Below are 25,260 nucleotides of genomic sequence, written 5' to 3'. Positions count from 1 at the left end.
GTCCGCGCCACGGGCCACATGCCGCAGGCACATTCCGGATGCCGCAGGCACATGCTGTACGCACTTCCGGGGAAGACGTCACACACGGCACCCGGCTGACTACACTTCCCGGCACCCCTCGTGATCACCGCGGCCCCAACCGCTGCCGTGGCCGCCCAGGAAGGCACTCATGACCACCCGTCCGCGTACGACAAGCCCGATCCCGGAGACGGTCGGCACCCTGAGTGTGAGCGCGTGCCGGGTCACCACGGGCGCCGGCCCCGGGGGCGTGGGCGGCGATGTGTACGGCGCCGTCGCCACTCCGTTCGGCACCCGGCTGCTCATCGGGGATGTCATGGGCAAGGGCCCCGAACTGTCCCGCACCGCCGACTCCGTGCTCACCGTCTGGCGCGAACTCGCGCACAGGCAGCGGTCGTTGGAGGTCCTCGCGGTCCGGCTGCACGCCCTGGTCGCCCACTCCGACGAACCCGACCGGTTCGTCACCGCCACCCTCGTCTCCGTAGCTCCTGACGGCTCGGCCGAACTGGTCTGCTGCGGCCACCCGCCGCCCTTGCTGCTGCGCGGCGGCGGTGCCGTTCCGGCCGCGGTGCCCGCGCCCGCGCCCCCGCTCGGGCTGCTCGACCTCGCGCACGGCTGGTGCGCGGCCCAGCCCGTGCCCCACACGGCGTGGGACCGGATGCTGCTGCACACGGACGGTGTCTCCGAGGCCCGCGACGCCGCGGGCGCCTTCTACCCCCTCGCCGAACGCGCCGCCGAGCTGGGCCGGGTCCCGCTCGCCGCGTTCACGGCGGCGCTCGCCGCCGACCTGCTCCACCATGCCGGGGGCCGGCTCCAGGACGACGCCTCACTCCTCGCGGTGGAACCGGTCACCGCCGCGCCGTCCTAGGGCGTGTGCGAAGGTCCCGAGGGCGGCCGGGGCGCCGTCGCACGTGGTGCACCGCCGCCTGCCGACCGTTCCGAACCGTCCTGCCGGTGCGATCATTTCGGCTGTTTGCGGCCGAATCGGCAGGGCACACGGGCCAGGCGACCCCGTGACATCCGCGGCGTCCGCGACGACAAGGAGCCCCGACGATGCTGCTGGCCCACCCCGCTCTGCTGGCCGATCTCGTCCGTGAGTACGAGACGCTCAGCGCGCTCGACGCCGGGGAGGGCGGCCCCGAGGCGCGCCGCCGCCTCGACGACATCTCGTACACGCTCTGCGTGGCCACCGGCACCCGCGACATCGACACCGCGCTCGTCGCGGCCCGGCACCGGCTGCCCGGCGCCCGGGTCCACGACGAGTCGCTCATCGGCGCGGCCCGCCCCCGTACGGAGGAGCGGATGTCAGGGGTATGACACCACCGTCGACGGCACCGTGGAATCGCCGGACGTGGCGGACCCGATGTCGTTGATGACGTGGTCGTACTGGCCCTTGCCGCCGAGCGAGACCACGAGCAGGCCGTGGAACTTCACGCCTGAGGTGTTCGGCGCGGCGAAGCCGTGCCCCTGCTGGATCGTCGAGTCCGACGTGTAGTTGCAGTAGGAGCCGAGCCCCCAGCCCTCGTGCGTGGTCACGTTGTCGGCGACCTTGTAGGCGGCGAAGCCCTTGACCGAGCCGTTCTGGATCGCGGCCTGGTTCGGGGCGTCGTACGCCTTCTCGTTCTGGTAGAAGATCGTGCGTCCGCGCTCGCCGTTCCACTGCACGTCGTACTTGTTGAAGTGCTCGACGAACAGGCCGGTGGCGAGCACGTCGGCGCCGTTGACGACGACGCCGTAGTCGGCGCGGTTGGTCTCCCAGCCGACGCCCTCGCCGTGGTCGGCGCGCCACACCCAGGTGTGGTCGACGATCGTGTGCCGCGCGTTGATCACCATGCTGGTGGTCGCCTTGCCCGCGCCCGCGCCGCCGATCCGCACGAACACGTCCTGCACGGTGATCGGGTCCGCCGAGTGGTCCGCGGACGCGCCCTGCGGGCCGACTTCGAGCAACGTCTCGGAGTTGGTCGTGCCCGCGTCGATCAGGAACCCGGCGAGCCGCACCCCATCCACGTCGGCGACCTTGACCGCGGTGGCCCCGCCGTCCGGGATGAGCGTGGCGTAGCCGAGGCCGAGGACGACCGTGCCCGCGTGGTCCACCTGGATCGGGGCGTCCACGTGGTAGACGCCGGGGGTCAGGAGCAGGTGCAGGCCGTCGGAGAGCGCCGCGTTGATCGTGGCCGCGCTGTCGCCGGGCTTCGCCACGTAGAACTGGTCGAGCGGTACCGAGGTGCCGCGCGGGGTGCCGTTGCCCCAGCTCACGCCGCGCGCGCCCGTCCGCTTCTCGGGCACGAACACCTTGTAGTCCGCGCCATCGAGGTAGAGGAACGGCTTCTCGCGGGAGACCGGCGTCGTGTCGAGCGTGGTGTAGGGCGGGTCGGGGAAGCTCTGCGCGGGCGCGCCCTCGACGCCGGAGAACACCATGTTCCAGACGGCGTTCTCCCAGCCGCCGACGGACGAGTCACGGGTGTACCACTGCTGCTGCGAGTACGGGGCGACCTTGCCGTCGATCCGGCTGTCGGCGATGTAGCCGCCGCTGGCCCAGCCGTAGCCGTCGGGCGCCAGGTTGAGCCCGCCCCGTACGTGCATCCGGCGGAACGGCGCGGCTTGCGCGACCGCCCACCGGTTGGTGCCGTTGACCGGGACGAGCGCGAGGTTCTCCGCGCTGCGCCAGAAGTTCTGCGTGGCGTTGCCGTTGAACCAGCCCGCGTCGACCGTCACGTCGCCGTTGATGGTCGTGTCGTCGGGGGAGAGGCCGAGGCCCGCTATCGAGGTGTAGAAGCCGAGCTGCGCGTTGAGCCCGTTGTAGGTGCCCGGCTTGAACAGCAGCGCGTAGCGGCCCGCGCCGAACTGGGCGGACTCCTGCTGCTTGAAGATCTCGTCGAGCTTGGACTGGATGCCGGGGGTCGAGGGGTCGAAGACGATCACGTTGGGGCCGAGATCGCCGCCGCCGGCGGCGGCCGCCTTGCGGGGCGCCGACTCCTTCGCGGAGGCGACGGCGGTCCCGAGCACGGGCACCGTCGCGGCGACGGCGGCCGCCGCGCCGAGGACCGTGCGGCGGGTGGGGCGGGTGGTGCGTGCGTGGCGTGGGGGGAGGTCGGACACGCGGCTCTCCTGGTTCATGAAGTGAACGAGTGGGGGTGTGGGAGCGCTCTCCTGGCCAGGCATGTTTCAGGTGTGAGACGCGGGCGTCAAGAGTTGTGACCGAAGTTCGGAGAGATCGCGGGGTGCACACGCAACATAGCGCGCACAACGGGCAGTTGGCGTTTCAGGAAGTGACGGAATGCGTCCGCTCCTTGACAGTCGGGAGGCGCGCCCATACGTTCCGCCCGGAGCGCTCTCCTTCCGCCCCGTCCGGCACGGCTTCGAAGGAGAGACACATGCGTCGCCCCCTCCTGCTGCTCAGCACCACCGCGGTCCTCGCGACCCTCACCGCCTGGTCCGCGTATGTCGCACCCCCGACCACCGCCGCCCCGCGCGCCACCGCCTCGGCCGCGGCGGCGGCCGACTGGAACACCGACCTGGCCGCCGCCGCCTACGCGGCGAACCCGGCCTCCGCCACGGCGTCGGGCAGCGAGAACGGCTCCCTCGCCCCGGGCGCCGCCGTCGACGGCAACGCCGGCACCCGGTGGAGCAGCGACTTCTCCGACGGCGCCTGGCTGCGCGTCGACCTCGGTTCGACCCTGCGCATCGACCGCGTCACCCTCGACTGGGAGGCCGCGTACGGCAAGAGATACGTGCTGGAGGTTTCCAGGAACGGCAGCGACTGGCAGCCGTTCTACACCGAGGACGCGGGCACCGGTGGCAGCGTCACCGCGCACACGTATCCCCAGGAGGTGACGGGCCGCTACGTCCGTATGCGCGGCATCGAGCGCGCGACGCCGTACGGGTACTCTCTCTTCTCGTTCAAGGTCTACGGCGGCGCCCCGGCCCCGGCCTCCACCACCCGCACCAACCTCGCCCTGCACCACCCCGCCTTCAGCAACTACTACCAGCACGCGGGCAACTCACCGGCGTTCGTCACCGACGGCGGCAGACCCGCCGACCTCAAGGCCGACCAGAGCCGCTGGTCCAGCGACTGGAACGCCGACCGCTGGGTCTCCGTCGACCTCGGCGCCACCTCCACCGTCGACACCGTCGAGCTGTACTGGGAGGCCGCGTACGCCGTCGACTACGAGGTCCAGATCTCCGACGACAACCGGACCTGGCGCACCGTGTACCGCCCGAGCGCGAGTGAGGTCGCCGCGCGCCGCGCCGACGTCAAGTCGCCGGGCGACGCGGTCGGCCGCCGCGACACGGTCCGGCTGCCCTCACCCGCCACCGGCCGCTACGTGCGGATGCTCGGCAAGGAGCGCCGCTCGTTCTACAACCCGGCGCCGTCCACCGCCCAGTTCGGTTACTCCCTCTACGAGTTCGAGGTGTGGGGGACCGGCGGCAGCGCGAACGCCGCGTACCCGGCGCTGCCGGGCGAGCAGTCCGGCACGTACCGCACGACGTTCTTCGACGACTTCACCAGCTCCTCGCTCGACCGCTCCAAGTGGCGCGTGGTGCGGACCGGGCAGGAGATGGGCCCGGTCAACGGCGAGTCGCAGGCGTACGTCGACTCCACCGACACCATCCGCACCCAGAACGGCAACCTGGTCCTCGCCGCCAAGTACTGCAAGGGCTGCACCCAGGCGGGCGGCACCACCTACGACTTCACCTCCGGCCGCATCGACACCCACACCAAGCTCGACTTCACCTACGGCAAGGTCAGCGCACGGATGAAGCTGCCGGTCGGGGACGGTTTCTGGCCCGCGTTCTGGCTGCTCGGCAGTGACGTCGACGACCCGTCCGTCTCCTGGCCCGCCTCGGGCGAGACCGACATCATGGAGAACATCGGCTACGCGGACTGGACCAGCTCCGCGCTGCACGGCCCCGGCTACTCCGCCGACGGCAACATCGGCGCCCAGCAGCACTATCCGAACGGGGGCCGCGCCGACCAGTGGCACACCTATGGCGTCGAGTGGACCCCCACCGAACTGCGTTTCACGGTCGACGACCAGCTCGTGCAGCGCACCACCCGCACCAAGCTGGAGTCGACCCGCGGCCAGTGGGTGTTCGGCCACAACCAGTACCTGATCCTCAACCTCGCGCTCGGCGGCGCCTACCCGGCCGGCTGGAACAAGGTCACCCAGCCCTACTGGGGGCTGCCGCAGTCCAGCGTGGACGCCATCGCGCGCGGCGGCGTCCAGGCGGAGGTGGACTGGGTGCGGGTGGAGCAGAAGGGATGAGGGCGCGGCCCGGGAACTAGGCGGCGAACATGCCCCGGCCGGTCGTCTGTTCCTCCAGGACCGTCTCCGCGCGGTGGGCCGACGACTGCCACAGCGTCGTCACCGGCTCGTATACGCGCACCCCGGCCGGGGCACCCAGCTTCAGCGCCTGGAACGTCCGCCCGTCGTGCTCGGGGACGGTGACCACGTGCACGGAGAGCACGGTGCGGGCCCCGTCCTCGGCGTCCTTCGAGTCCGACAGGGAGCGGACCGCCGCGTACACGGTGGTGTGCGCGGCGAGGGTGCGCCCCGCGTGCGGCACGGTCGGCACCGGCAGCGCGGCGCCGTCGAGGTCGGCGTAGGTGACGGTCGGGACGCGGTCGACGAGGCAGTCCCGCGCCGCGTCGTTGCGCAGGCTCAGCTTCAGCACGCCGTCGCTGTCGTCGGACGGCGCGGCGCGCAGGGTCAGGTCCTTCTCCGCGCAGCGGGGGAGCGCCGCGGCCGAGGCGCCCGACGAGGCGGCCACCGGGGCGGCGAGGGCGGCCACGGCGACCGCGGCCGCCGTGACGAGACGGGTCCATGCGCGCATCGGAGCCCCCAGTTCGTGGTGCGGGGCGGAACCGATCCCCGCGGAAATGCGGACATAAGAGGGTATCCCGGATGGTCGGTGTCGCGCATCCGGACGGCCCTGCGCCCCAGTGATCAGGGGCGGAGACGCAGAGCGTGAGCCGTACCCCCGACGAGCCACTCCCCGTCCGTACGGCGTTCCGGGTCTGCCCGAGGGGCCGGCGTCGCAGCCGCCCGCGGGAGGTCCGCGGCTCGGGCCGGTCAGGCGGGTGGTGCCGCGTAACACCGCACGTCGACCAGATCGGCCGGGCCCCACTCCTGCCGTCCCTCGGCGAGGAACTCCCAGCCCAGCCGCTCGTACAGGGCGATGGCCGCGGTGTCGGTGGTGACGACGTCGAGGACGGCGCGCGCCCCGCGCCGCCGGGCCTCGCGCGCGGCCGCGTCGAGAAGCAGCGCGCCGATCCGCTGCCCCCGCGCGGCGGGGTCGACGAACAGCCGGCTGACGACGGCCGTCGCCGCGTCCGGCACCAGGCCGGGCGCCACGTCGCTTCCGTCGGGCCGGACGAGCAGCACATGCCCGAGGACCCGCCCGTCCCGGTGGGCGACCCAGCTCGTGTCGTCCGCGGCGTGGGCCAGCCAGCCCGCGGGGTCGGCCGGCCACCTGGTGGGGTACCGGTCCTGCTCGTGCACCGCCCGCAGCACGGTGACGCAGGCGGGCAGATCCTCCGCCACCCGCACTCTGACCCGTGGACCGGAACTCTCCTGGCTGTCGTTCGTCTCTCGCACGGCCTCATGAAAACACGCGGGGTGCGGGTGTGCCGAGCGAGTTACCTCGGCACCTCCTGCCCCACCCCCCGACCCGCCGCCTGGACCCGCCCTCGCACCCCGTGCCGTGCCACCAACGCCCGTCGCCATCCGGGGAGTTCCTGCGTCGGGGCGGGTTCCGCGCGCCGGCCGCCGCGTGCGAAGAACCCCGCGAGGGGGAGCGTGGCCGCGCCGACCGTCACCGCGTCCGGGCCGAGGCGGCCCAGCTCGACGCCGACCCGGCCGACCGGGTAGTGCAGGGCGTACGTGCCGATGTGGCGGCGCACCGAGTCCAGGAACCGGGGACCGAGCCGCAGCCCCGCCCAGCCGCCGATCAGGATGCGCTCGGGCTGGAAGAGATTGATCAGGTCGGAGAGCCCGGCCCCCAGGTACTCGGCGGTCTCCTCCAGGACGGAGAGCGCGAGGGCCCGCTCCAGGGGGGAGGGGGCTCCAGGGGTAGGGCCCGCGTCGGGGTCACCGGGGCCGGGGTGTGGGGCGGGGTCACCGGGGCCGGGGTGTGTGGCGGGGTCGCCGGGGCCGGGGTGTGGGGCGGGAGCACCGGGGCCTGGATGTGGGGCGGGAGCGCCGGGGCCTGGATGTGGGGTGGGAGCGCCGGAGCCGGGATGCGTTCCTGGGTCGCCGAGACCGGGGCGTGTGCCCAGGTCGCCGGGGCCGAAGTGGCGATCGGGGCCCCCGGGGCCGGCCTCCTCGCCCCCGTACGCCGTCTCCAGGAGCTCCGTGAGCGCCGCCTCCTCCCCGCCGTCCCCGCTCGGCGCCCCGCCCGCCTCCCGCCACCGTTCGACGAGCGCCTGCGCCCCCGCGTACGCCTCCAGGCAGCCGAGCGCCCCGCAGCGGCAGCGCCGTCCCCGTACCCGTACGGTCAGGTGTCCCCACTCGACGGCCCGGCCCTCCGCCCCGTCCTCGGCGACGACGCACGCGCCGACGCCCGAGCCGAAGAGGACGACGACCGCGCTGCCCGCGCCGCGTCCGGCGCCGAACCACATCTCGGCCTGGCCGAGCGTCTTGGCTCCGTTGTCGATGAAGTACGGTACTTCCGGCGGGAGTTGAGAGGTTTCGCGGAGCAGTTGCTCCAGCGGGACCTCGGGCCAGCCGATGGTCTGGCCGTGCACGACGGCCCCGCGCTCCGGCTCGCGCGCCACGATGCCGGGCACGCCGACGCCCACGCCGAGCAGCTGCCCGGGGTCGGCGTCCGCCGCCGCCAGGACCTCGGCGATGCCGTCGCGGATGTGACCCACGACGAGGTCGACGTCGTAGCGGTCGCGCTCGGCCAACGGCAGTTCCACGCGCGCCAGTTCGGTCAGGACGAGGTCGAACAGCTCGACGCGGACCAGGTTCTCGCCGACGTCCACGCCGATGAGCAGCCCGCAGTCCGGCGCGATCCGCAGCAGCGTGCGCGGCCTGCCGCCGTCGGACTCGACGCTGCCCGCCTCCTCCACCAGCCCCTCGGCGGCCAGCTCGGCCACCACATTGCTGACGGAACCTGAACTCAGCCCGGTGGCCGGGCCCAGCTCGTACCGGCTCAGCGGACCATCGAAATACAACTGTTGCAAAAGGGCCGCGCGATTCTCGCGCCGCAGGTCGTGCACCGTACGCCCGTTCCGCCCGGCCATGATCTCCCTCTCCCTGCGCCCTGGGGACGCCAACAACCCCCGCCTCGCGCAAGATACCCGTGTCCGATCTCTTGACGCCCTCTTCTTGTGCGGCTTAACTCACAGCCTAAATTAAGCCCTGAGGGCGTTCACTACTTGAAGCCTGTCGGGGTTCCTCCGGATAAGGGACACCTGGAGCCATGAGCAGAATCCGAGCCGCAGCCGTCGGCGCTGCCACCCTCTCGCTCGCCCTCGCCGCGACCGCCTGCGGCGGCGGCTCGTCCTCGGGCGGCGGGTCCAACGACTCCCCGAAGACGCTGACGTACTGGGCGTCGAACCAGGGCGCGAGCATCTCGGTGGACAAGAAGGTCCTCCAGCCCGAGCTCGACAAGTTCGAGAAGCAGACCGGCATCAAGGTCAAGCTCGAAGTCATCCCGTGGTCGGACCTGCTCAACCGGATCCTCACCGCGACCACCTCGGGACAGGGCCCCGACGTCCTCAACATCGGCAACACCTGGAGCGCCTCCCTCCAGGCCAGCGGCGCGCTGCTGCCCTGGGACGCGAAGAACTTCGAGAAGATCGGCGGCAAGGACCGCTTCGTCGAGTCCGCGCTCGGCTCGGCCGGCGCCCAGGGCAAGGACCCGGCCGCGGTCCCGCTGTACTCGATGTCGTACGCGCTCTACTACAACAAGAAGATGTTCAAGGACGCGGGGATCGCCAAGCCCCCGACGACCTGGGACGAGATCGTCGCCGCGGGCAAGAAGATCTCCAAGGACGGCAAGTGGGGCCTCGCCGCCGAGGGCTCCAACCTCTCCAACAACATCCACCAGGTCTTCGTCCTCGCCAAGCAGCGCGGCGCCGACTGGTTCACCGCCGACGGCAAGCCGGACTTCACCTCGGACGGCGCCGTCGCGGCCGTCAAGCAGTATGTCGACCTGATGGCCAAGGACAAGATCATCGCGCCCGGCAACGCCGAGTACGCGCAGAACCAGTCCCTGAGCGACTTCTCCAAGAACAAGACCGCGATGGTCCTGTGGCAGGCCGCCGCCTCCACCTTCAAGTCGCAGGGCATGAAGGACAGCGACTACGGCGTCGTGCCCGCGCCCGTCCAGTCCGGCGCCCCCGGTCAGGGCCAGTCCGTGAACTCCATGGTCGCCGGCATCAACATCGCCGTCTTCAAGAACACCAAGAACCTCGACGGCGCCGCGAAGTTCGTGAAGTTCATGACCAGCACCGAGGAGTCCACGCTCCTCAACAAGACCTACGGCTCCATCCCGCCGGTCAAGGACGCCCAGTCCGACCCGGCGTTCAACGCGCAGGCCACCGCCGTCCTCAAGGACACCCTCGCCAAGAGCGCGGCCCCGCTGCCGCAGGTCGCCGACGAGTCGCAGTTCGAGACCGCCGTCGGCACGGCCGTGAAGGAGCTCTTCGCGGACGCCGCCGCCGGCAAGCCGGTCACCACGGAGTCCGTGAAGGCCGCGCTGAGCAAGGCACAGCAGTCGATGCCGAACAAGTGAGTGCGGAGAACCTCATGACCACGACCGCCACCACCCCCGCCACCGAGGCGGGGGAGGGGCGGGCCCCCGGCAAGAACTCCCCCGGGGCGGCGCGCGGCAAGAGCCGCCGCCCCGGGCGGATCCGCCGGATCGGCCTGCCGTACCTGCTCCTCCTGCCGGCCCTGGCCCTCGAACTCCTCGTCCACCTCATCCCGATGGTCATCGGCATCGTGATGAGCTTCCGCGAGCTCACGCAGTTCTACATCCGCGACTGGGGCACCGCCCCCTGGTCGGGCCTCGACAACTTCAAGATCGCCGTCGACTTCGACGCCCCCGTCGGCCAGGCGCTGCTCCACTCCTTCTTCGTCACCTGCCTGTTCACCGTCCTGTCCGTCGGCCTGTGCTGGGCCATCGGCACGGCCGCCGCGATCTACATGCAGGAGACGTTCAAGGGCCGCGGCATCCTGCGCGCCCTCTTCCTCATCCCGTACGCGCTGCCCGTCTACGCCGCCGTCATCACCTGGGTCTTCATGTTCCAGCACGACAACGGCCTGGTGAACCACGTCCTGCACGACCAGCTCGGCGTCACCGACAAGCCCTCGTTCTGGCTCATCGGCGACAACAGCTTCTACGCGCTGCTCACCGTCTCCGTGTGGAAGGGCTGGCCGTTCGCCTTCCTCATCGTGATGGCCGGACTGCAGAACATCCCGAAGGAGATGTACGAGGCCGCCGCCCTCGACGGCGCGGGCCTGTGGCAGCAGCTGCGCCGCATCACCCTGCCCTCGCTGCGCCCGGTCAACCAGGTCCTCGTCCTCGTCCTGTTCCTGTGGACGTTCAACGACTTCAACACGCCGTACGTGATGTTCGGCAAGGCGGCGCCCGAGGCCGCGGACCTCATCTCGGTGCACATCTACCAGTCGTCGTTCGTCACCTGGAACTTCGGCACCGGCTCCGCCATGTCCGTCCTGCTCCTGCTGTTCCTGCTCGTCGTGACGGGCGTGTACCTGGCGCTCACCTCGCGGGGAAGGAAGACCGCCGATGTCTGACACCCAGCTCGCCGCCCCAGCGCGGCACCGGTCGCCGATGGCGGCGCCGCGCTCCTTCGTGTGGTCCCGCCGGATCTTCCTGACGCTGCTCGCGGGCTTCGTGCTGCTCCCCGTGTTCGTCATGGTGTCCAGCTCGCTCAAGCCGCTCCAGGACGTGCAGGGCGAGTTCCGCTGGATCCCGAGCGGGCTGACGATCCGCCCCTACATCGACATCTGGTCGACGGTCCCGCTCGCCAAGTACTTCATGAACTCGGTGATCGTGGCGGGCGCGGCGACGGTCTGCTCCGTCATCATCGCCGTCTTCGCCGCCTACGCGGTCAGCCGCTACCGCTTCCGCGGCAAGCGCGTCTTCACCGTGACCGTCCTGTCGACGCAGATGCTGCCCGGCATCCTCTTCCTGCTGCCGCTGTTCCTCATCTACGTGAACATCGGCAACGCCACCGGGATCGCCCTGTTCGGCTCGCGCGGCGGACTGATCCTCACCTACATGACGTTCACGCTGCCGTTCTCGATCTGGATGCTGATCGGGTACTTCGAGTCGGTGCCGCGCGACCTCGACGAGGCCGCCCTCGTCGACGGCTGCGGACCGCTCGGCGCGCTGTTCCGGATCATCGTGCCCGCCGCCATCCCCGGCATCGTCGCGGTCGCCGTCTACTCCTTCATGACCGCCTGGGGCGAGGTCCTGTTCGCCTCCGTCATGACCAACGACACCACCCGCACCCTCTCGGTCGGCCTCGGCGCCTACGCCAACCTCAACGACGTGTACTGGAACCAGATCATGGCCGCGTCCCTCGTGGTCAGCGTGCCCGTCGTCGCCGGCTTCCTGCTCCTCCAGCGCTACCTCGTCACCGGCCTGACCGCCGGCGCCGTCAAGTGAGCGCGTTCCGCTGTGACTTCTTGTGACTCCTTTTGAAAGGAACCCCGTGTCCGACCCCCTTGACCTTGCCGCCTTCCCGCACGACTTCCTGTGGGGCACGGCCACGTCCGCGTACCAGATCGAGGGCGCCGTCGCCGAGGACGGCCGCTCGCCCTCCATCTGGGACACCTTCTCGCACACCCCCGGCAAGGTCGACAACGACGACCACGGCGACGTCGCCTGCGACCACTACCACCGCTGGCGCGACGACATCGGCCTCATGCGCGAACTGGGCACCAATGCCTACCGGCTCTCCGTCGCCTGGCCGCGCGTGATGCCGGGCGGCGACGGCGCCGTCAACGCCAAGGGCCTCGACTTCTACGACGAGATCATCGACGCGCTGCTCGCGGAGGGCATCACCCCCTCCGTCACCCTCTACCACTGGGACCTGCCGCAGGTGCTCCAGGACCGCGGCGGCTGGCCCGCCCGCGAGACCGCCGAGCACTTCGCCGCCTACGCGGCCGTCGTCGCCGAGCGCCTCGGTGACCGCGTCAAGCACTGGACGCCGCTCAACGAACCGCTGTGCTCGGCGTGGATCGGCCACCTCGAAGGCCGCATGGCCCCCGGCTGGACCGACCTGACCGCCGCCGTCCAGACCTCCTACCACCTTCTCCTCGGCCACGGCCTCGCCACGCAGGCGATCCGCGCCGCCGTCCCGGACGCCGAGGTCGGCATCGTCAACAACCTCGCCTACGTCGAACCCGCCACCGACCGCCCCGAGGACATCGCCGCGACCCGTCGCATGGACGGCCACGCCAACCGCTGGTGGCTCGACCCGGTGCACGGCCGCGGCTTCCCCGCCGACATGCTCGAGGTCTACGGGGTCGAACTCCCCGAGAAGCCGGGCGACTTGAAGACCATCGCAGAGCCCCTCGACTGGCTGGGCCTCAACTACTACTTCCCGTCCGCCATCGCCGACCACCCGGCGGGCCCCGCCCCGTACGCGGACGCGGTGCGCCGCCTCGGCGTCCCCCGCACCGGCATGGACTGGGAGGTCGACGCGAACGGCATCGAGTCGCTGCTCCTGCGCCTCACCCACGAGTACGGCGCCCGCAAGCTGTACATCACCGAGAACGGCTCGGCCTACCCGGACGTCGTCCGCCCCGACGGCACGGTCGACGACCCGGAGCGCGAGGAGTACCTCGTCAACCACATCGCGGCCTGCGCCCGCGCCGTCCGCAAGGGCGCCCCGCTCGCCGGGTACTTCGCCTGGTCCCTGCTCGACAACTTCGAGTGGGCGTACGGCTACGACAAGCGGTTCGGCCTCGTCCACGTCGACTACGCGACGCAGAAGCGCACCATCAAGGGCAGCGGGCACCGGTACGCGGACATCGTGCGCCGCCACGGCTCGCGCTCCCGGCGCGCCGCCTGACCCGCACCGTTGCGGCGGGCCGTCCCCGAACGGCCCGCCTCGGCGATAAGCCGGACAGAAGATGTCCGGATTCGCGGGGATGCTCGACGCGTACACGCAGGACGACGCGGAGAGCACCAGGAGAGCGACGTGAACCACTCACCCCAGCAGGACACCCGGCACCAGGGCCCCGACGGCGGGCGGACACCACTCGACGGCAAGGTCGCGCTGGTCGCCGGGGCCACGCGCGGCGCGGGCCGCGGCATCGCCGTGGAACTGGGCGCGGCCGGCGCCACCGTCTACGTCACCGGCCGCACGACCCGCGCACAACGCTCCGAGTACGACCGCGCCGAGACCATCGAGGACACCGCGGACCTCGTCACGGCGGCGGGCGGGCGCGGCATCGCCGTCCCCACCGACCACCTGGAGCCGGACCGGGTCCGCGCCCTCGTCGAGCGGATCGACACCGAACAGGGCCGTCTCGATCTCCTCGTCAACGACATCTGGGGCGGGGAACACCTCTTCGCCTGGTCCAAGCCGGTCTGGGAGCACGACCTCGACGACGGCCTCAGACTGCACCGCCTCGCCGTCGAGACCCACGCGATCACCAGCCACTTCGCGCTGCCGCTGCTGCTGCGCAGGCCGGGCGGCCTCGTCGTGGAGATGACCGACGGCACCGCCGAGTACAACGCCGCGAACTACCGCAACTCCTTCTTCTACGACCTGGCGAAGAGCGCCGTCCTGCGCATGGCCTTCTCCCTCGGCCACGAACTCGGCCCGCGCGGCGCCACCGCCGTCGCCCTCACCCCGGGCTGGATGCGCTCGGAGATCATGCTCGACGCGTTCGGCGTCACCGAGGAGACCTGGCGCGACGCCCTCGAGGCCGAACCGCACTTCGCGATCTCCGAGACGCCGCGCTACGTCGGCCGCGCGGTCGCCGCCCTGGCCGCCGACCCGGACGTGGCCCGCTTCAACGGCACCTCGCACTCCAGCGGCGGCCTCGCCCAGGTCTACGGCTTCACCGACCTCGACGGCAGCAGCCCCGACGCCTGGCGCTACGTCGTCGAGGTCCAGGACACGGGAAAGCCCGCCGACACCACCGGTTACCGGTGAACGGCTTCCCGTGACGCCCTAGATGCCGTCGTCCGGGCTGCTCGTCAGGGCGGGCCAGACCGCGCTGCCGCCGCCGCGCCACTCGATGACGTCCGGGTCGTCGAGGGGCGTGTCGGCGAGTCCGGCGCGGCGCAGCAGCTCCACGACGTCCGCGCGCGAGGTCGCGAGCCCGGCGACCTCGCCGTGAATGGCGACCCGGCGCCCGCCGGGCTGCGCCGCGTGCACGACGACCGAGGGGTAGGCGTTCACTTCGTCCGCTCTGTCCATGCCTCTCAGCTTCGTGGCCCGGCGGGCGGTTCGCACGTTCAGACGGCCGGCGGCGCCCCGGGCGCAATCCGCTCGCCCTCGTCCGCCGCGGCCCGCACCAGCACCTTCGCCACCTCCGCCGGGGCGGACAGCATCGGCCAGTGGCCGGTCGCCAGCTCGAAGTAGCCGACGGTCGGCCGGGCCAGGACGGCGAACCGCGGATCGCCCGTCGCCGCCAGCGAGGCGATCGTCGCGATCCCCGGGCCGCCGCCGAGCGTGCAGAAGATCCCGGTCGTCGGCAGTTCGGGCGGCAGCGCCGACTCCATCCGCAGCGGCTGCGTCAGGACGCCGAGGGGCATCGGGGCCGCGAAGCCAATGAGCCGCTCGCGCTCGGCGGGCCCGAGGTCCTGTACGTCGCCCCAGATGGCCCGCTCCGACAGCTCGGGCGGCGGCACCCGCACCCCGTCGCCCTCCGCGGCCGCCCGCGCGAGCAGATACTCCCGTACCTCCGCCGTCACCAGGTCCATGGCGCTGTCCCCGGCACCGGGCAGCCCCGCGTCGAGGTAGACGAGGCGCGCGATCCGCTCCGGGCGGCGCGAGGCGGCACCCAGCGCCGGGTGGATGCCGTAGCAGTGCCCGACGAGGACGACCTCGGGCTCGTCCACATGGTCGACGAGCTGCACCAGATCCTCGATGTGTGTGTCCAAGTCGGTCGCGCGGGAGGCGAGATGGCGCCGGTCGCCGAGCCCGGTCAGCGTCGCCGGGTACACCTGGTGCCCGTCCGCGCGCAGCGCCGCCGCGACGTCCCGCCAGATCCAGCCCGCCGTGTAGCCCCCTGACACCAGCACATATGCCGTCATGATGGGTGTGCCCTTCCGTGGACGAGTTCTCGACACGTGCGGCCGTACCGTAGGAACTCCCCCCACGGGAGATTCAAGCGCGAGCGACGCGGTCGCCCGCCCGGCCGCGCCCCCGGCCATGGGCGCCGCGCACGACCGGCTGTACGCGGCGCCGCGCGCCGGCCCCGAAGCTGCGCGCCGACCCCGAAGGGGCCGCGACCGGCTGAGCGGGGCGCGGCCCGCGCCGGACAGCGGTTACGGTGCTGGTGTGATCAACGCGCAAGGCACCCACGAGGAACATCCCACCGAGCCGGGGACGGCGCTGCTGCTCGCGGCCGCGCCCGCGGGCAAGGGATGCCTCATCGACGCGGCCGCCGTGCTGCCGGCGCTCGCGGCGGTCCCGCCGAGCGCCCTGACCGGCACGGCGGCGGCCACCGTCGTCGAACTCGCCGACCCGCTCGACCCGCAGGCGGTCCTCACCCGCCTCCGCACGGCCGCGACGCTGCCCGGACCGCTCCACCTCTACATCGTCGGGCAGCTCCACCTCGACCACCGCCAGCGCCTGCTCCACTTCGCGCTGGCCCGCACCACCCCGTCCACCCTGCGCTACACCGCCCTGCCCTGGCACTGGCTCACCGGCGAACTCGCGCTGCGCCGCCCGCACACCACGACCGTGACCGTCGACCTCGTCGCCGACGCGGCCGCCTGGGACCATGTCCGCACCGGGGGACTCGGCCTCGGGCACGGGGTGCGCCTGTACGGGCGCGTCTGCCCGCCCCCGCCCCGCCGCACCCTCGCCGCGCCCGACTACCTCAAGTCCTACGCCGACATCTGGCGCACCGGCGAACGCCCCACCCGGGCCCGCCTCCACGAGGCGATCGCCCTGCACGCGGGCCCACCGAACGCACTCTTCCTGACCCAGGACCAGCCGGCTCCGCCGGTCGCGGCGACGGCCGGGCAACCTGCGCCGGACGCGCCCACCCCGGCGGCTCCGGCGGGGCCCGGTCGCTCCGTGCCGCACCCGACCGGCACCGTCGCTCCGGTGCGGCCCGGCCGGTCGGCGCCGATCACGCCCACCCCGGCGGCTCCGGCGCAGCCCGCCTCGGCCCTGCCGGCGCAGCCCACCTCGGCTCCACCGGCCCAGCCGACCGCGCCTGCGCCGACCCCACCCGCGCAAGCCCCCACCCCCACCCCCACCCCCACCCCCACCCCCGCTGCCACAGCGCACCCCGCCCCGGCCGGGGGACCGGCCATGGCCGGAGGGGATCCGCACCCCGTGCTGCTCGCCGCCGCCCAAGCCGGGCGGCACGGTGAGGCCGCTGCCATAGCGGCGATGTGGGAGAGCGAGGCGTTGCGGGCGCACGGCGTCGGCTCGCCCGAGGCCATCCACTGGCTGGAGGTGCGGGCGGATCTGGCCCGGCTCGCGCAGGATCCGCCGCGCAGCTGCGAGTTGTGGACGGCGGTGGCGCAGGCGCGGCTCGCCCGCGGTGAGGCGGGGGGCGACGAGGACGTGGAGGCGGCCGTCGACCGGGCCCACCACCAGTGGGAGCAGATCGCCGACCCGGCCCGCGCGAAGGACCGGGCCGCCGCGCTGGCCGCGTTGCGCCGGCAGGTCCCGGGCTGCCGCCCCGGCGCGCTGGAGGCGATCCAGCGCCGCCTGGACGCGCTCGGCCCGGCCTCCCCGACCCCCTGACGGGGCCTGCCTCAGCAGGACTTGCGTACGTATCCGTCGGCGCCCGCGGGCACGACGTCGAGGTCGCGCTCCACGATGGACAGCCGGTCGCCCCACGTACGGCAGGCGCGGGTGAAGTCGGCGGCCCGGTACTCGATGACGAAGACCCGGTCGTCGTACGCGTCCGCGTAGGCGCCGCATTCGTCGTAGCGCGCGCACTCCTCGGCCACCGCGAAGTCGAACCCCATGGCGGCGTGCTTCGGCAGGAGGTCGGCCGTGTTCTTCTGCCCCGCGGCGAGTCCGGCGCCGTGCGCGCGGTCGGCGATCAGCTTGCCGAAGGCGACGGCGTCGGCGGGCGCGAGGAGGCCGTCGGAGCGTTCGTAGGAGTCGAGGTTGTCGGGTTCGACGGCCTGGTAGCCGTCGTCCGCGCAACCGTCGATCCACGGCCCGACGATCTTCGCGAGCCGGGCCCGCTTGTCCGCCGTGGAGATGTCGAGGAGCGCCTCGTCCCAGTCCTCGTCGATGACGAGGTCGCCGTCCTCGTCGCGAAGCAGCAGGTCGGGGTGGTTGCTCCGCCACCACTTCAGCGCGTCGGGCTGGGCCTGGAACGCGTTGACGTAGCAGACGTTGTAGAGCCCCTTCGCCGGTGCCGCGCTCCGGTCGCGGGACACGGCCCGCACCCCGGACGGCGGCGCGTAGGGCCCGCCGATCTGGTAGTCGAACTCCATGTCGGCGGCGGGCCGCTCGACGCGCGCCGACGGACGCCCCTCGGGCTCCTGGGACGAGGACGAGGCCGAGGACGAGGCTGAAGACGGGGACGGGGATGACGACGACGAGCAGGCGGACAGCGCAGCGGCGGCGGCCAGGGCGCAACACATCGCGGAGAGTCGGCGAGCGGAAAGACGCGAAAACGGGGCGAAGATCACCGGAGCACTCTACGGCGCGCCGGACGCCCGTCCGGGACGGCCGTCCGCCCTGGTGAGCGGGGTCTCACGGACCGTGACCCACCTCACGCCCCCGGCCGGAGGGGCGGGGAACAACTCCGGCCATTCACCCGTTGAACCCACCGTGGACGCGGATGGAACAGTGTCCCCGGGCCTCACCTATCGCCCGCAGGGAAGATCGTTCGGCTGAAGCCCTGCGGAGCCCCCCGCCGAGAGGCGACCGCCATCCGTGTCCACCTCCCAGCCGCCCCGGCCGTGGTCCCCCGTCACGGCCGGGGCTTCGTCTTCCCGTGTCCGGTTCCGAGGAGAACGACGATCGCCGACCGTGCCCGCCCCGCGCCATCGGGGCACCCGGCCGGTCCGTGCGGGGGACGACCCCCGTTACAGTGCGGCCATGTCGCGTGCCCAGGAGACCAGACACCGCCTCGTCACGACGTTCCAGCGCCGGGTCGCCAACCCGCTGTCGCTCCGGATGCCGGGGCAGGTGATCATCGAGACCACCGGCCGCACCTCGGGCCTGGCCCGGCGCACCCCGGTCGGCGGGCGCCGTGTCGGCGACTCGTTCTGGCTGGTCTCCGAGTTCGGGTTCGCCTCGCAGTACGTGCGCAACATCCAGGCCGACCCGAACGTCCGGGTCCGGCTGCGCGGCCACTGGCACCACGGCACCGCGCACCTGCTCCCGGAGGACGACACCCGCGCCCGCCTGAAAACCCTGCCGCGCTACAACAGCGCCGCCGTCCGCGCCTTCGGCACCGGGCTCCTGACCGTCCGGATCGACCTGACGGACTGAGCCCGGAACCGGCAGGGCCCTCCCGTGCCACGCCCCTTGTTGAAGCAATGAATCAGTGCTTCACTCCTTGACGTGCCCTACCGACGAACCCCCGCCGTGCAGGCCCGTATCGACGCCCAGCGCGCCACCGTCCTCGACGCGGCCACCGCGCTGCTCGCCGAGCACGGGTACGCGGGCTGCTCCATGTCCGCCGTCGCCGCACGCGCGGGCATCGCCACCGGCAGCGTGTACCGGCACTTCCCCAGCAAGGCCGACCTGTCCGTCGAGCTGTTCCGGCGCGTCGTCACCCGTGAGGTGGCCGCCGTACGGGAGGCGGCGGCCCGGCCCGCGGGGACCCCGGCCGAGCGGGTCGTCGCCGTCGTGGAGACCTTCGCCCGCCGCGCCCTGAAGGCGCCGCGCCTGGCGTACGCGCTGCTCGCCGAGCCCGTCGACCCGGCGGTGGACGCCGAGCGCCTCGTGTTCCGGCGCGCGTTCCGCGACGTGTTCGCCGAGCACATCGCCGACGGCGTACGGACCGGCCGGCTGCCGCCGCAGGACGCCCAGGTGACGGCCGCCGCGCTGGTCGGCGCGGGCGCCGAGGCGCTCATCGGCCCGCTCTCGGACCCGGAGCGGGGCCCGGACGCCGTCCCCGCCCTGCTGACCTTCACCCTGCGAGCCCTCGGAACCCCAGGAGCCGTCGATGCCGACCCCGCATGAAGCCACGCAGCCGGCCACCCGTGCCGCCGCCACGCACGAAGTCACCAACCAGGTACCGCCGCTGACAGGGCACGACGTCGCCGCCGACCCCGCCCTCCTGGAGGCGCTGCGCCGCGAGGGCGCCGCCTGGGCCGAGCCCGAGCTGCACGACCTCGGCCTCCTCGCCGGTTCGCAGGAGGCGCAGGAGTGGGGGCGCCTCGCCGAGCGGAACCACCCCGTGCTGCACACCCACGACCGCTACGGCCACCGCGTCGACGAGGTCGAGTTCCACCCGTACTGGCACCGGCTGATGACCGTCGCCGTGGAGCGCGGTCTGCACGCCGCGCCCTGGGCCGACGACCGCCCCGGCGCCCATGTCGCCCGCGCCGCCAAGGTCTATGTCTGGGGGCAGGCGGACCCGGGCCACCTCTGCCCGGTCTCCATGACGTACGCGGCCGTCCCCGCCCTGCGTACGTCACCTCAACTGGCCTCCGTGTACGAGCCGTTGCTCACCTCCACCGTCTACGACTTCGGGCTGCGCGAGCCCACCGGCAAGCGCGGGATCATCGCCGGGATGTCGATGACGGAGAAGCAGGGCGGCTCCGACGTCCGCGCGGGCACCACGCGCGCGGTGCCGACGGGGGAGGCGGGCCAGTACGCGCTGACCGGCCACAAGTGGTTCACGTCCGCGCCCATGTCGGACGTCTTCCTCGCCCTCGCCCAGGCGCCCGGCGGCCTCTCCTGCTTCCTGGTCCCGCGCGTCCTGCCCGACGGGACCCGCAACGCGATCCGGCTCCAGCGCCTCAAGGACAAACTCGGCAACCGCTCGAACGCCTCCTCCGAGATCGAGTACGAGGGCGCGCTCGGCACCCTCGTCGGCGAGGAGGGCCGGGGCGTCGCCACGATCATCAAGATGGTCAACATGACCCGCCTCGACTGCGCGGTCAGCTCCGCCTCCGGGATGCGTCAGGGCCTCGTCCAGGCCGTGCACCATGCCACGCACCGCAGCGCCTTCGGGGCCCGGCTCATCGAGCAGCCGCTGATGACCAACGTCCTCGCCGACCTGGCCGTCGAGGCGGAGGCGGCCACCGTCGCCGCCCTGCGTCTCGCGGGCGCCGTCGACCGCTCCGCGCGCGGCGACGACTCCGAGGACCACCTGCGCCGCCTCGCCCTCGCCGTCACCAAGTACTGGGTGTGCAAGCGCGCCCCCGCGCACGCCGCCGAGGCCCTGGAGTGCCTCGGCGGCAACGGCTACGTGGAGGACTCCGGCCTGCCGCGCCTGTACCGGGAGGCGCCGCTGCCCTCGATCTGGGAGGGCTCGGGCAACGTCGCCGCGCTCGACGTGCTGCGCGCCATGGCCCGGCAGCCCGCGACCGTCGAGGCGTATTTCGCGGAGGTCGACCTCGCGGCCGGTGCCGACCGGCGGCTCGACGAGGCCACCGCCCGCCTGCGCAAGGAGCTGGCCTCGCTCGGCGGCGACCCCGACGCCCTCCAGTTCCGCGCCCGCCGCCTCGTGGAGACGCTCGCCCTCGTCTTCCAGGGCTCCCTCCTCGTCCGGCACGGGGCGCCCGCCGTCGCGGACGCGTTCTGCGCCTCCCGGCTCGACCGCGACTGGGGTGTGGCCTTCGGCACGCTCCCGTTCGGCGTGGACACGTCAGCAATCCTCGATCGGGCGAAGACCCTGGCATGATCGGGGCATGGCAGAACGTGTGATCGCCGCGTGTGACGGCGCGTCGAAAGGAAACCCCGGACCCGCGGGATGGGCGTACGTCGTCGCGGACGGTGACGAGCGGCCCGTCCAGTGGGAGGCCGGCGCGCTGGGCACGGCGACGAACAACGTCGCCGAACTCACGGCGTTGGAGCGGCTGTTGACCACCGTCGGCCGCGAGGTCGAGCTCGAGGTCCGGATGGACTCGCAGTACGCGATGAAGGCCGTCACGACGTGGCTGCCCGGCTGGAAGCGCAAGGGCTGGAAGACCGCCTCCGGCAAGCCCGTCGCCAACCAGGAGCTGGTCGCCCGGATCGACGCGCTGCTCGAAGGCCGCAAGGTCGAGTTCAAGTACGTGCCCGCGCACCAGGTCGACGGCGATCCGCTCAACGACTTCGCCGACCGCGCCGCCAGCCAGGCCGCGATCCAGCAGCAGGACGCGGGCAGCGCCCTCGGCTCGCCCGTGCCGCCGCCCTCGGCGCCGTCGACGAAGAAGGCGGCGGGCAAGGCGTCGTCCGGCGGCTCGACCCGGGCCGCCACCGCCAGGAAGGGCGCGTCGAGCGGCTCGTCGCGCACGCTCAAGGCCAAGTTCCCCGGCCGCTGCCGCTGCGGACGCTCGTACGCCGCGGGCGAGGAGATCGCCAAGAACCCCGACGGGTGGGGTCACCCGGAGTGCCGCACGTCGGCCTGAGACATGCCACGGCCCCGCCCGGCCGCCCTCGTAGGGAGGCGGTCGGGCGGGGCCGAGCGGTCAGCTGGAGACCCGCACGTAGTCCACGACCAGTTGGTTCGGGAACTGCGTGTTGCCGTCCGGGTCGCCCGGCCAGTAGCCGCCGACCGCCAGGTTCAGGATGACGAAGAACGGCTTCTCGAAGACCCACTGGTTGCCGCCGACGTCGGCGGGCGTCCGCGTCTGGTAGACGGTGCCGTCCACCGACCACTTGATGGAGTTCGGGGACCAGTCGACGGCGAACGTGTGGAAGTCGTCCGCGAACGCCTGGCCGCCGGGGAGCGAGTAGCCCGCGCCGATGCCGCCCGAGCCGGAGTAGCCGGGCCCGTGGATCGTGCCGTGCACGGTGTTCGGCTCGAAGCCGACGTTCTCCATGATGTCGATCTCGCCCGAGTTGGGCCAGCCCGCCGAGCCGATGTCGTCGCCGAGCATCCAGAACGCCGGCCACATGCCCTGCCCGCGCGGGATCTTCATCCGCGCCTCGACGTGGCCGTGCGTCGTCGAGAACTTGCCCGAGGTGTTCAGGCGGGCGGAGGTGTACTCGCAGGTGCCGTACCAGCACTGGTAGTTGGCCGGGTTCTCCTTGCGGGCGGTGATGACCAGATGGCCCTGGCCGTCGAGCGCCGCGTTGCTGTTGCCCGCCGTGTAGTACTGCCGCTCGTGGTTGTTGACGTTGTCGCCGGTCTCGATCTGCCACTTCGACCCGTCGACCGCCGAGCCCGCGGGCCCGTCGAACTCGTCGGCGAAGGTGACCGCGGCGGCGCCGGTCTCGGCGGCGTGCGCCGACGGCAGGGCGGCGGCGCCCAGACACAGGAGCGCGGCGGCGGCCAGGGGAAGCTTGTGGCGCAGAGGTATGCGCATGGAGGATCACATCACTTCGGGTAGGGGGATCGCGCCTGTCCGGGGCGCGCCGAATAGTGAGGACAGCTGAAGACAAGTGAAGGCAGTGGGGGTGTGCCCGGTTCCTTGACTTCAAGAGTTGATTTAAGAGAGGTGACGAAGGCACGTCAAGGCATGTGTACGGACCAAGTCCGCGAACCCCTGTATTCGCGGGGTGATACTGGTGCGCATGTTGCGTTGTGCCGTACTCGACGATTTTCAGGACGTCGCCCGTGGAAGCGCCGACTGGGCGCGCCTCGCGGACCGCGTCGACGTCCGCTTCCTCCACGACCACCTCACCGCGCACGACGCGCTCGTCGAGGCGATCGGTGACTGCGAGATCTTGATCGTGATGCGGGAACGGACCCCGTTCCCGGCCGAGTTGTTCGCCCGGCTGCCCAAGCTGCGCCTGCTGATCACCTCGGGAATGCGCAACGCCTCCATCGACCTGGGCGCCGCGGCCGCGCACGGAGTCACCGTCTGCGGAACGCCGAGCGGCTCGGAACCGCCCGTCGAGCTGACCTGGGCCCTCCTCCTCGGCCTGGCGCGCGGTGTCGTCACCGAGAACGACAACCTGCGCTCGGGCGGCCCCTGGCAGTCCACGCTCGGCGCCGACCTGCACGGCCGCCGCCTCGGCCTGCTCGGGCTCGGCAAGATCGGCGCCCGGGTGGCGCGGGTCGGCGCCGCGTTCGGGATGGACGTCGCCGCCTGGAGCCGGAATCTGACCGCGGAGCGCGCCGCCGAGGTCGGGGTCACGCTCGCCGCCTCCAAGGAGGAGCTGCTCGCCACCAGCGACTTCGTCTCCGTGCACCTCGTGCTGAGCGAGCGGACCCGGGGCCTCGTCGGCGCGGCGGAACTGCGCCGGATGCGCCCCACCGCCTATCTGGTGAACACCTCGCGCGCGGCGATCGTCGACCAGGAGGCGCTGGTACGAGCCCTGCGCGAGGGCTGGATCGCCGGTGCGGGCAGCGACGTCTTCGAGACCGAGCCCCTGCCCCTGGACGACCCGCTGCGCACGGCCCCGAACTTCCTCGGCCTGCCCCACCTCGGCTATGTCACCCGCCGCAACTACGACGGGTACTTCCAGGGCGCGGTCGAGGACATCGAGGCGTACCTCGCGGGGAGCCCCGTCCGCACCCTCGGCTGAACGCCTACGGGCGGCGTACGAACTCCCGCAACTCAGCCGCCAGGTGCGGGAGTTCGTCCAGGAGGCCGGGCCGGGCGAACTCGTGGTCGGCGTAGTCGAACCCGGGTGTCACGACCTCCGCCACCAGGCCGTGCCCGGCGCCGTCGATCAGGTGGGACGCCTTCCACCAGCCGCCGGGCACGAGCAGGAAGCGTGCGGCGTCGGCGCCGAGGACGGTGCGGGCGAGCGTGCCCTCCGGGTCGACGGTGACGTACTCCAGCGGGCCGCCGTCGATCAGGAAGTGCAGGATGTCGCTGCGGTTGCGGTGCAGCAGGCCGCTGGGCTGTGCCGCGTCGAGGAGGTAGTAGATGGAGGTGGCCGAGGGGCGAGGGCCGTGCGCGGTCTCCATCTCCTGCGGGGCCGAGTAGATGAGCCGGAAGTGACCCCCTTCCTCGTGCGGTTCGAGGCCGAGTTCCTGTCGCCAGTCGCGCACGGCGGGTCCTTTCAGCGAGGGTTCCGATGCGGTCGGTGTACGGTCCGCTGTCGGCACCGTACTGGCGGTGAACCCCCAACGCCGGGATCGACCCGCGTAGTTGACATGGCAGACTGAGCCCAAGGTCATCCGCCTTGTCCCGCCCTCGCGACGATGGAGTCCGCCCATGACGGCATCCGCCCCCCGGCCGAAGATCGACACCAGCCAGGCGCACCCCGCACGGGTCTACGACTGGCTGCTCGGCGGCAAGGACAACTACCCCGTCGACGAGGCCGTCGGATCGCACCTGCCGCCCGAGGCGCGGGACGCGGCGCGGCAGAACCGGGAGTTCATGCACCGGGCGGCGGCCTGGCTCGCCTCCGAGGGCGTCGACCAGTTCCTGGACGTCGGCACCGGTATCCCGACCGCGCCGAACCTGCACCAGATAGTGCAGCGGGTCGTCCCCGCCGCGAAGGTCGTCTACACGGACAACGACCCCATCGTGCTGCGGCACGCGGAGGCGCTCCTCGTCTCCACCCCCGAGGGCAGGACCGACTACATCCAGGCCGACGTGCGCGATCCGAAGGCGATCCTGGAGCACGCCCGCACGATCCTCGACTTCGACCGGCCGATCGCGCTGTCGCTGATCGCGCTCATGCACTTCATCTCCGACGAGCAGCACCCCTACGACATCGTCTCCACGCTCGTCGACGCCCTGCCCTCCGGCAGCCACCTCGTCCTCTCGCACGCCTCCTCCGACATCTTCCCCGAGCTCTCGGACCAGGTGACCGCCGAGTACGCGAAGGGCGGCATCAAGCTCGGCTTCCGTACGCGCGACGGGGTGGCCCGGTTCCTGGAGGGCCTCGACCCCGTGGAGCCCGGTCTGGTGACGGCGCCCGAGTGGTACCGCGCGGAGCCGGCGCCGCGGGCCGAGTCCAGCGGGATCTACGCGGTGGTGGCGCGCAAGCCCTGACCCGGGCGGGGCGGGACCCCGGGACCGCACGGAGCGGCG

The 25,260-nt window shown here is 72.4% G+C and carries 24 protein-coding genes; 15 read left to right on the top strand and 9 right to left on the bottom strand.

From position 1 onward, the window contains the following. Positions 1-169 precede the first annotated feature (169 nt). Together C1N81_RS10240 and C1N81_RS10235 are read left to right on the top strand one after the other, a co-directional pair. A complete protein-coding gene (locus C1N81_RS10240; RefSeq protein ID WP_394428451.1) occupies positions 170-886 on the top strand; it encodes a PP2C family protein-serine/threonine phosphatase in 717 nt (238 codons plus the stop codon). 185 nt (positions 887-1,071) lie between these two features. Then, positions 1,072-1,335, top strand: coding sequence for a DUF5133 domain-containing protein (locus C1N81_RS10235; RefSeq protein ID WP_394428450.1), 264 nt, complete (start codon positions 1,072-1,074; stop codon positions 1,333-1,335). On the opposite strand, the gene C1N81_RS10230 is transcribed toward C1N81_RS10235, so the two are convergent. Further along, a complete protein-coding gene (locus C1N81_RS10230; protein WP_394428449.1) occupies positions 1,324-3,135 on the bottom strand; it encodes a coagulation factor 5/8 type domain-containing protein in 1,812 nt (603 codons plus the stop codon). The genes C1N81_RS10235 and C1N81_RS10230 overlap by 12 nt on opposite strands. A 257-nt stretch (positions 3,136-3,392) precedes the next feature. On the opposite strand from C1N81_RS10230, the gene C1N81_RS10225 reads away from it, so the two are divergent. Continuing rightward, positions 3,393-5,285, top strand: a complete 1,893-nt coding sequence (locus C1N81_RS10225; protein ID WP_394428448.1) for a discoidin domain-containing protein — start codon at positions 3,393-3,395, stop codon at positions 5,283-5,285. A gap of 16 nt (positions 5,286-5,301) precedes the next feature. Here the strand turns inward: C1N81_RS10225 and C1N81_RS10220 are convergent, their stop codons facing one another. The 3 genes from C1N81_RS10220 to C1N81_RS10210 all read right to left on the bottom strand — a co-directional run bounded on the left by C1N81_RS10220 (position 5,302) and on the right by C1N81_RS10210 (position 8,266). Next, a complete protein-coding gene (locus C1N81_RS10220) occupies positions 5,302-5,853 on the bottom strand; it encodes a DUF4232 domain-containing protein (protein WP_394428447.1) in 552 nt (183 codons plus the stop codon). Positions 5,854-6,092: 239 nt separating this feature from the next. Then, complete coding sequence (locus C1N81_RS10215) at positions 6,093-6,617, bottom strand: GNAT family N-acetyltransferase (protein WP_394428446.1); 525 nt, start codon at positions 6,615-6,617, stop codon at positions 6,093-6,095. A gap of 41 nt (positions 6,618-6,658) precedes the next feature. Continuing rightward, complete coding sequence (locus C1N81_RS10210) at positions 6,659-8,266, bottom strand: ROK family transcriptional regulator (RefSeq protein ID WP_394428445.1); 1,608 nt, start codon at positions 8,264-8,266, stop codon at positions 6,659-6,661. Positions 8,267-8,445: 179 nt separating this feature from the next. Between C1N81_RS10210 and C1N81_RS10205 the strand changes: the two genes are divergently transcribed. From C1N81_RS10205 to C1N81_RS10185, 5 genes are all read left to right on the top strand, one after another. Continuing rightward, complete coding sequence (locus C1N81_RS10205) at positions 8,446-9,762, top strand: ABC transporter substrate-binding protein (protein ID WP_394428444.1); 1,317 nt, start codon at positions 8,446-8,448, stop codon at positions 9,760-9,762. Positions 9,763-9,776: 14 nt separating this feature from the next. Continuing rightward, complete coding sequence (locus tag C1N81_RS10200) at positions 9,777-10,787, top strand: carbohydrate ABC transporter permease (protein ID WP_394428443.1); 1,011 nt, start codon at positions 9,777-9,779, stop codon at positions 10,785-10,787. Next, positions 10,780-11,664: a carbohydrate ABC transporter permease gene (locus C1N81_RS10195; protein WP_394428442.1), complete on the top strand. Its 885-nt coding sequence runs from the start codon at positions 10,780-10,782 to the stop codon at positions 11,662-11,664. The genes C1N81_RS10200 and C1N81_RS10195 overlap by 8 nt, the downstream gene beginning before the upstream one ends. Before the next feature lie 46 nt (positions 11,665-11,710). Then, entirely contained in the window at positions 11,711-13,075 is a 1,365-nt protein-coding gene (locus tag C1N81_RS10190) for a GH1 family beta-glucosidase (protein ID WP_394428441.1), read from the top strand. 129 nt (positions 13,076-13,204) lie between these two features. Further along, complete coding sequence (locus C1N81_RS10185; protein ID WP_394428440.1) at positions 13,205-14,167, top strand: SDR family oxidoreductase; 963 nt, start codon at positions 13,205-13,207, stop codon at positions 14,165-14,167. A gap of 18 nt (positions 14,168-14,185) precedes the next feature. Here C1N81_RS10185 and C1N81_RS10180 read toward each other — a convergent pair whose 3' ends face one another. Both C1N81_RS10180 and C1N81_RS10175 read right to left on the bottom strand, forming a co-directional pair. Further along, positions 14,186-14,434 carry a hypothetical protein gene (locus C1N81_RS10180; RefSeq protein WP_394428439.1) on the bottom strand — a complete coding sequence of 83 codons (249 nt, stop codon included), beginning with the start codon at positions 14,432-14,434 and terminating at the stop codon, positions 14,186-14,188. Positions 14,435-14,472: 38 nt separating this feature from the next. Then, positions 14,473-15,273 (bottom strand): alpha/beta fold hydrolase, encoded by an 801-nt coding sequence (locus tag C1N81_RS10175; RefSeq protein WP_394428438.1) that lies wholly within the window; start codon positions 15,271-15,273, stop codon positions 14,473-14,475. A 247-nt stretch (positions 15,274-15,520) separates the two neighbouring features. Between C1N81_RS10175 and C1N81_RS10170 the strand changes: the two genes are divergently transcribed. Continuing rightward, positions 15,521-16,945, top strand: coding sequence for a hypothetical protein (locus C1N81_RS10170; RefSeq protein ID WP_394428437.1), 1,425 nt, complete (start codon positions 15,521-15,523; stop codon positions 16,943-16,945). Between the two features lie 11 nt (positions 16,946-16,956). Here C1N81_RS10170 and C1N81_RS10165 read toward each other — a convergent pair whose 3' ends face one another. Beyond that, a complete protein-coding gene (locus C1N81_RS10165) occupies positions 16,957-17,802 on the bottom strand; it encodes an endo alpha-1,4 polygalactosaminidase (protein WP_394428436.1) in 846 nt (281 codons plus the stop codon). 460 nt (positions 17,803-18,262) lie between these two features. Here C1N81_RS10165 and C1N81_RS10160 point away from each other — a divergent pair, with 460 nt between their 5' ends. The 4 genes from C1N81_RS10160 (at position 18,263) to C1N81_RS10145 (ending at position 21,732) form a co-directional block, all read left to right on the top strand. Next, positions 18,263-18,658 carry a nitroreductase/quinone reductase family protein gene (locus C1N81_RS10160; RefSeq protein ID WP_394428435.1) on the top strand — a complete coding sequence of 132 codons (396 nt, stop codon included), beginning with the start codon at positions 18,263-18,265 and terminating at the stop codon, positions 18,656-18,658. Between the two features lie 72 nt (positions 18,659-18,730). Then, on the top strand, positions 18,731-19,354 hold the full coding sequence (locus tag C1N81_RS10155) for a TetR family transcriptional regulator (protein WP_394428434.1): 624 nt from the start codon (positions 18,731-18,733) through the stop codon (positions 19,352-19,354). Further along, entirely contained in the window at positions 19,338-21,023 is a 1,686-nt protein-coding gene (locus C1N81_RS10150; protein ID WP_394428433.1) for an acyl-CoA dehydrogenase family protein, read from the top strand. The genes C1N81_RS10155 and C1N81_RS10150 overlap by 17 nt, the downstream gene beginning before the upstream one ends. Positions 21,024-21,030: 7 nt before the next feature. Beyond that, positions 21,031-21,732, top strand: coding sequence for a ribonuclease H family protein (locus tag C1N81_RS10145; RefSeq protein ID WP_394428432.1), 702 nt, complete (start codon positions 21,031-21,033; stop codon positions 21,730-21,732). 60 nt (positions 21,733-21,792) lie between these two features. On the opposite strand, the gene C1N81_RS10140 is transcribed toward C1N81_RS10145, so the two are convergent. After that, complete coding sequence (locus C1N81_RS10140; RefSeq protein ID WP_394428431.1) at positions 21,793-22,632, bottom strand: glycoside hydrolase family 16 protein; 840 nt, start codon at positions 22,630-22,632, stop codon at positions 21,793-21,795. 208 nt (positions 22,633-22,840) lie between these two features. Between C1N81_RS10140 and C1N81_RS10135 the strand changes: the two genes are divergently transcribed. Continuing rightward, positions 22,841-23,797: a D-2-hydroxyacid dehydrogenase family protein gene (locus tag C1N81_RS10135; protein ID WP_394428430.1), complete on the top strand. Its 957-nt coding sequence runs from the start codon at positions 22,841-22,843 to the stop codon at positions 23,795-23,797. 4 nt (positions 23,798-23,801) lie between these two features. Here C1N81_RS10135 and C1N81_RS10130 read toward each other — a convergent pair whose 3' ends face one another. Beyond that, positions 23,802-24,269 (bottom strand): cupin domain-containing protein, encoded by a 468-nt coding sequence (locus C1N81_RS10130; protein WP_394428429.1) that lies wholly within the window; start codon positions 24,267-24,269, stop codon positions 23,802-23,804. Positions 24,270-24,435: 166 nt separating this feature from the next. Here C1N81_RS10130 and C1N81_RS10125 point away from each other — a divergent pair, with 166 nt between their 5' ends. Further along, the gene (locus tag C1N81_RS10125) at positions 24,436-25,221 is read left to right on the top strand and encodes an SAM-dependent methyltransferase (RefSeq protein WP_394428428.1); all 786 of its coding nucleotides are present in this window, start codon (positions 24,436-24,438) and stop codon (positions 25,219-25,221) included. Positions 25,222-25,260 lie beyond the last annotated feature (39 nt).

Source organism: Streptomyces sp. SGAir0957, from assembly GCF_043523415.1.
This window is presented reverse-complemented; position numbering and strand designations above follow the sequence as displayed.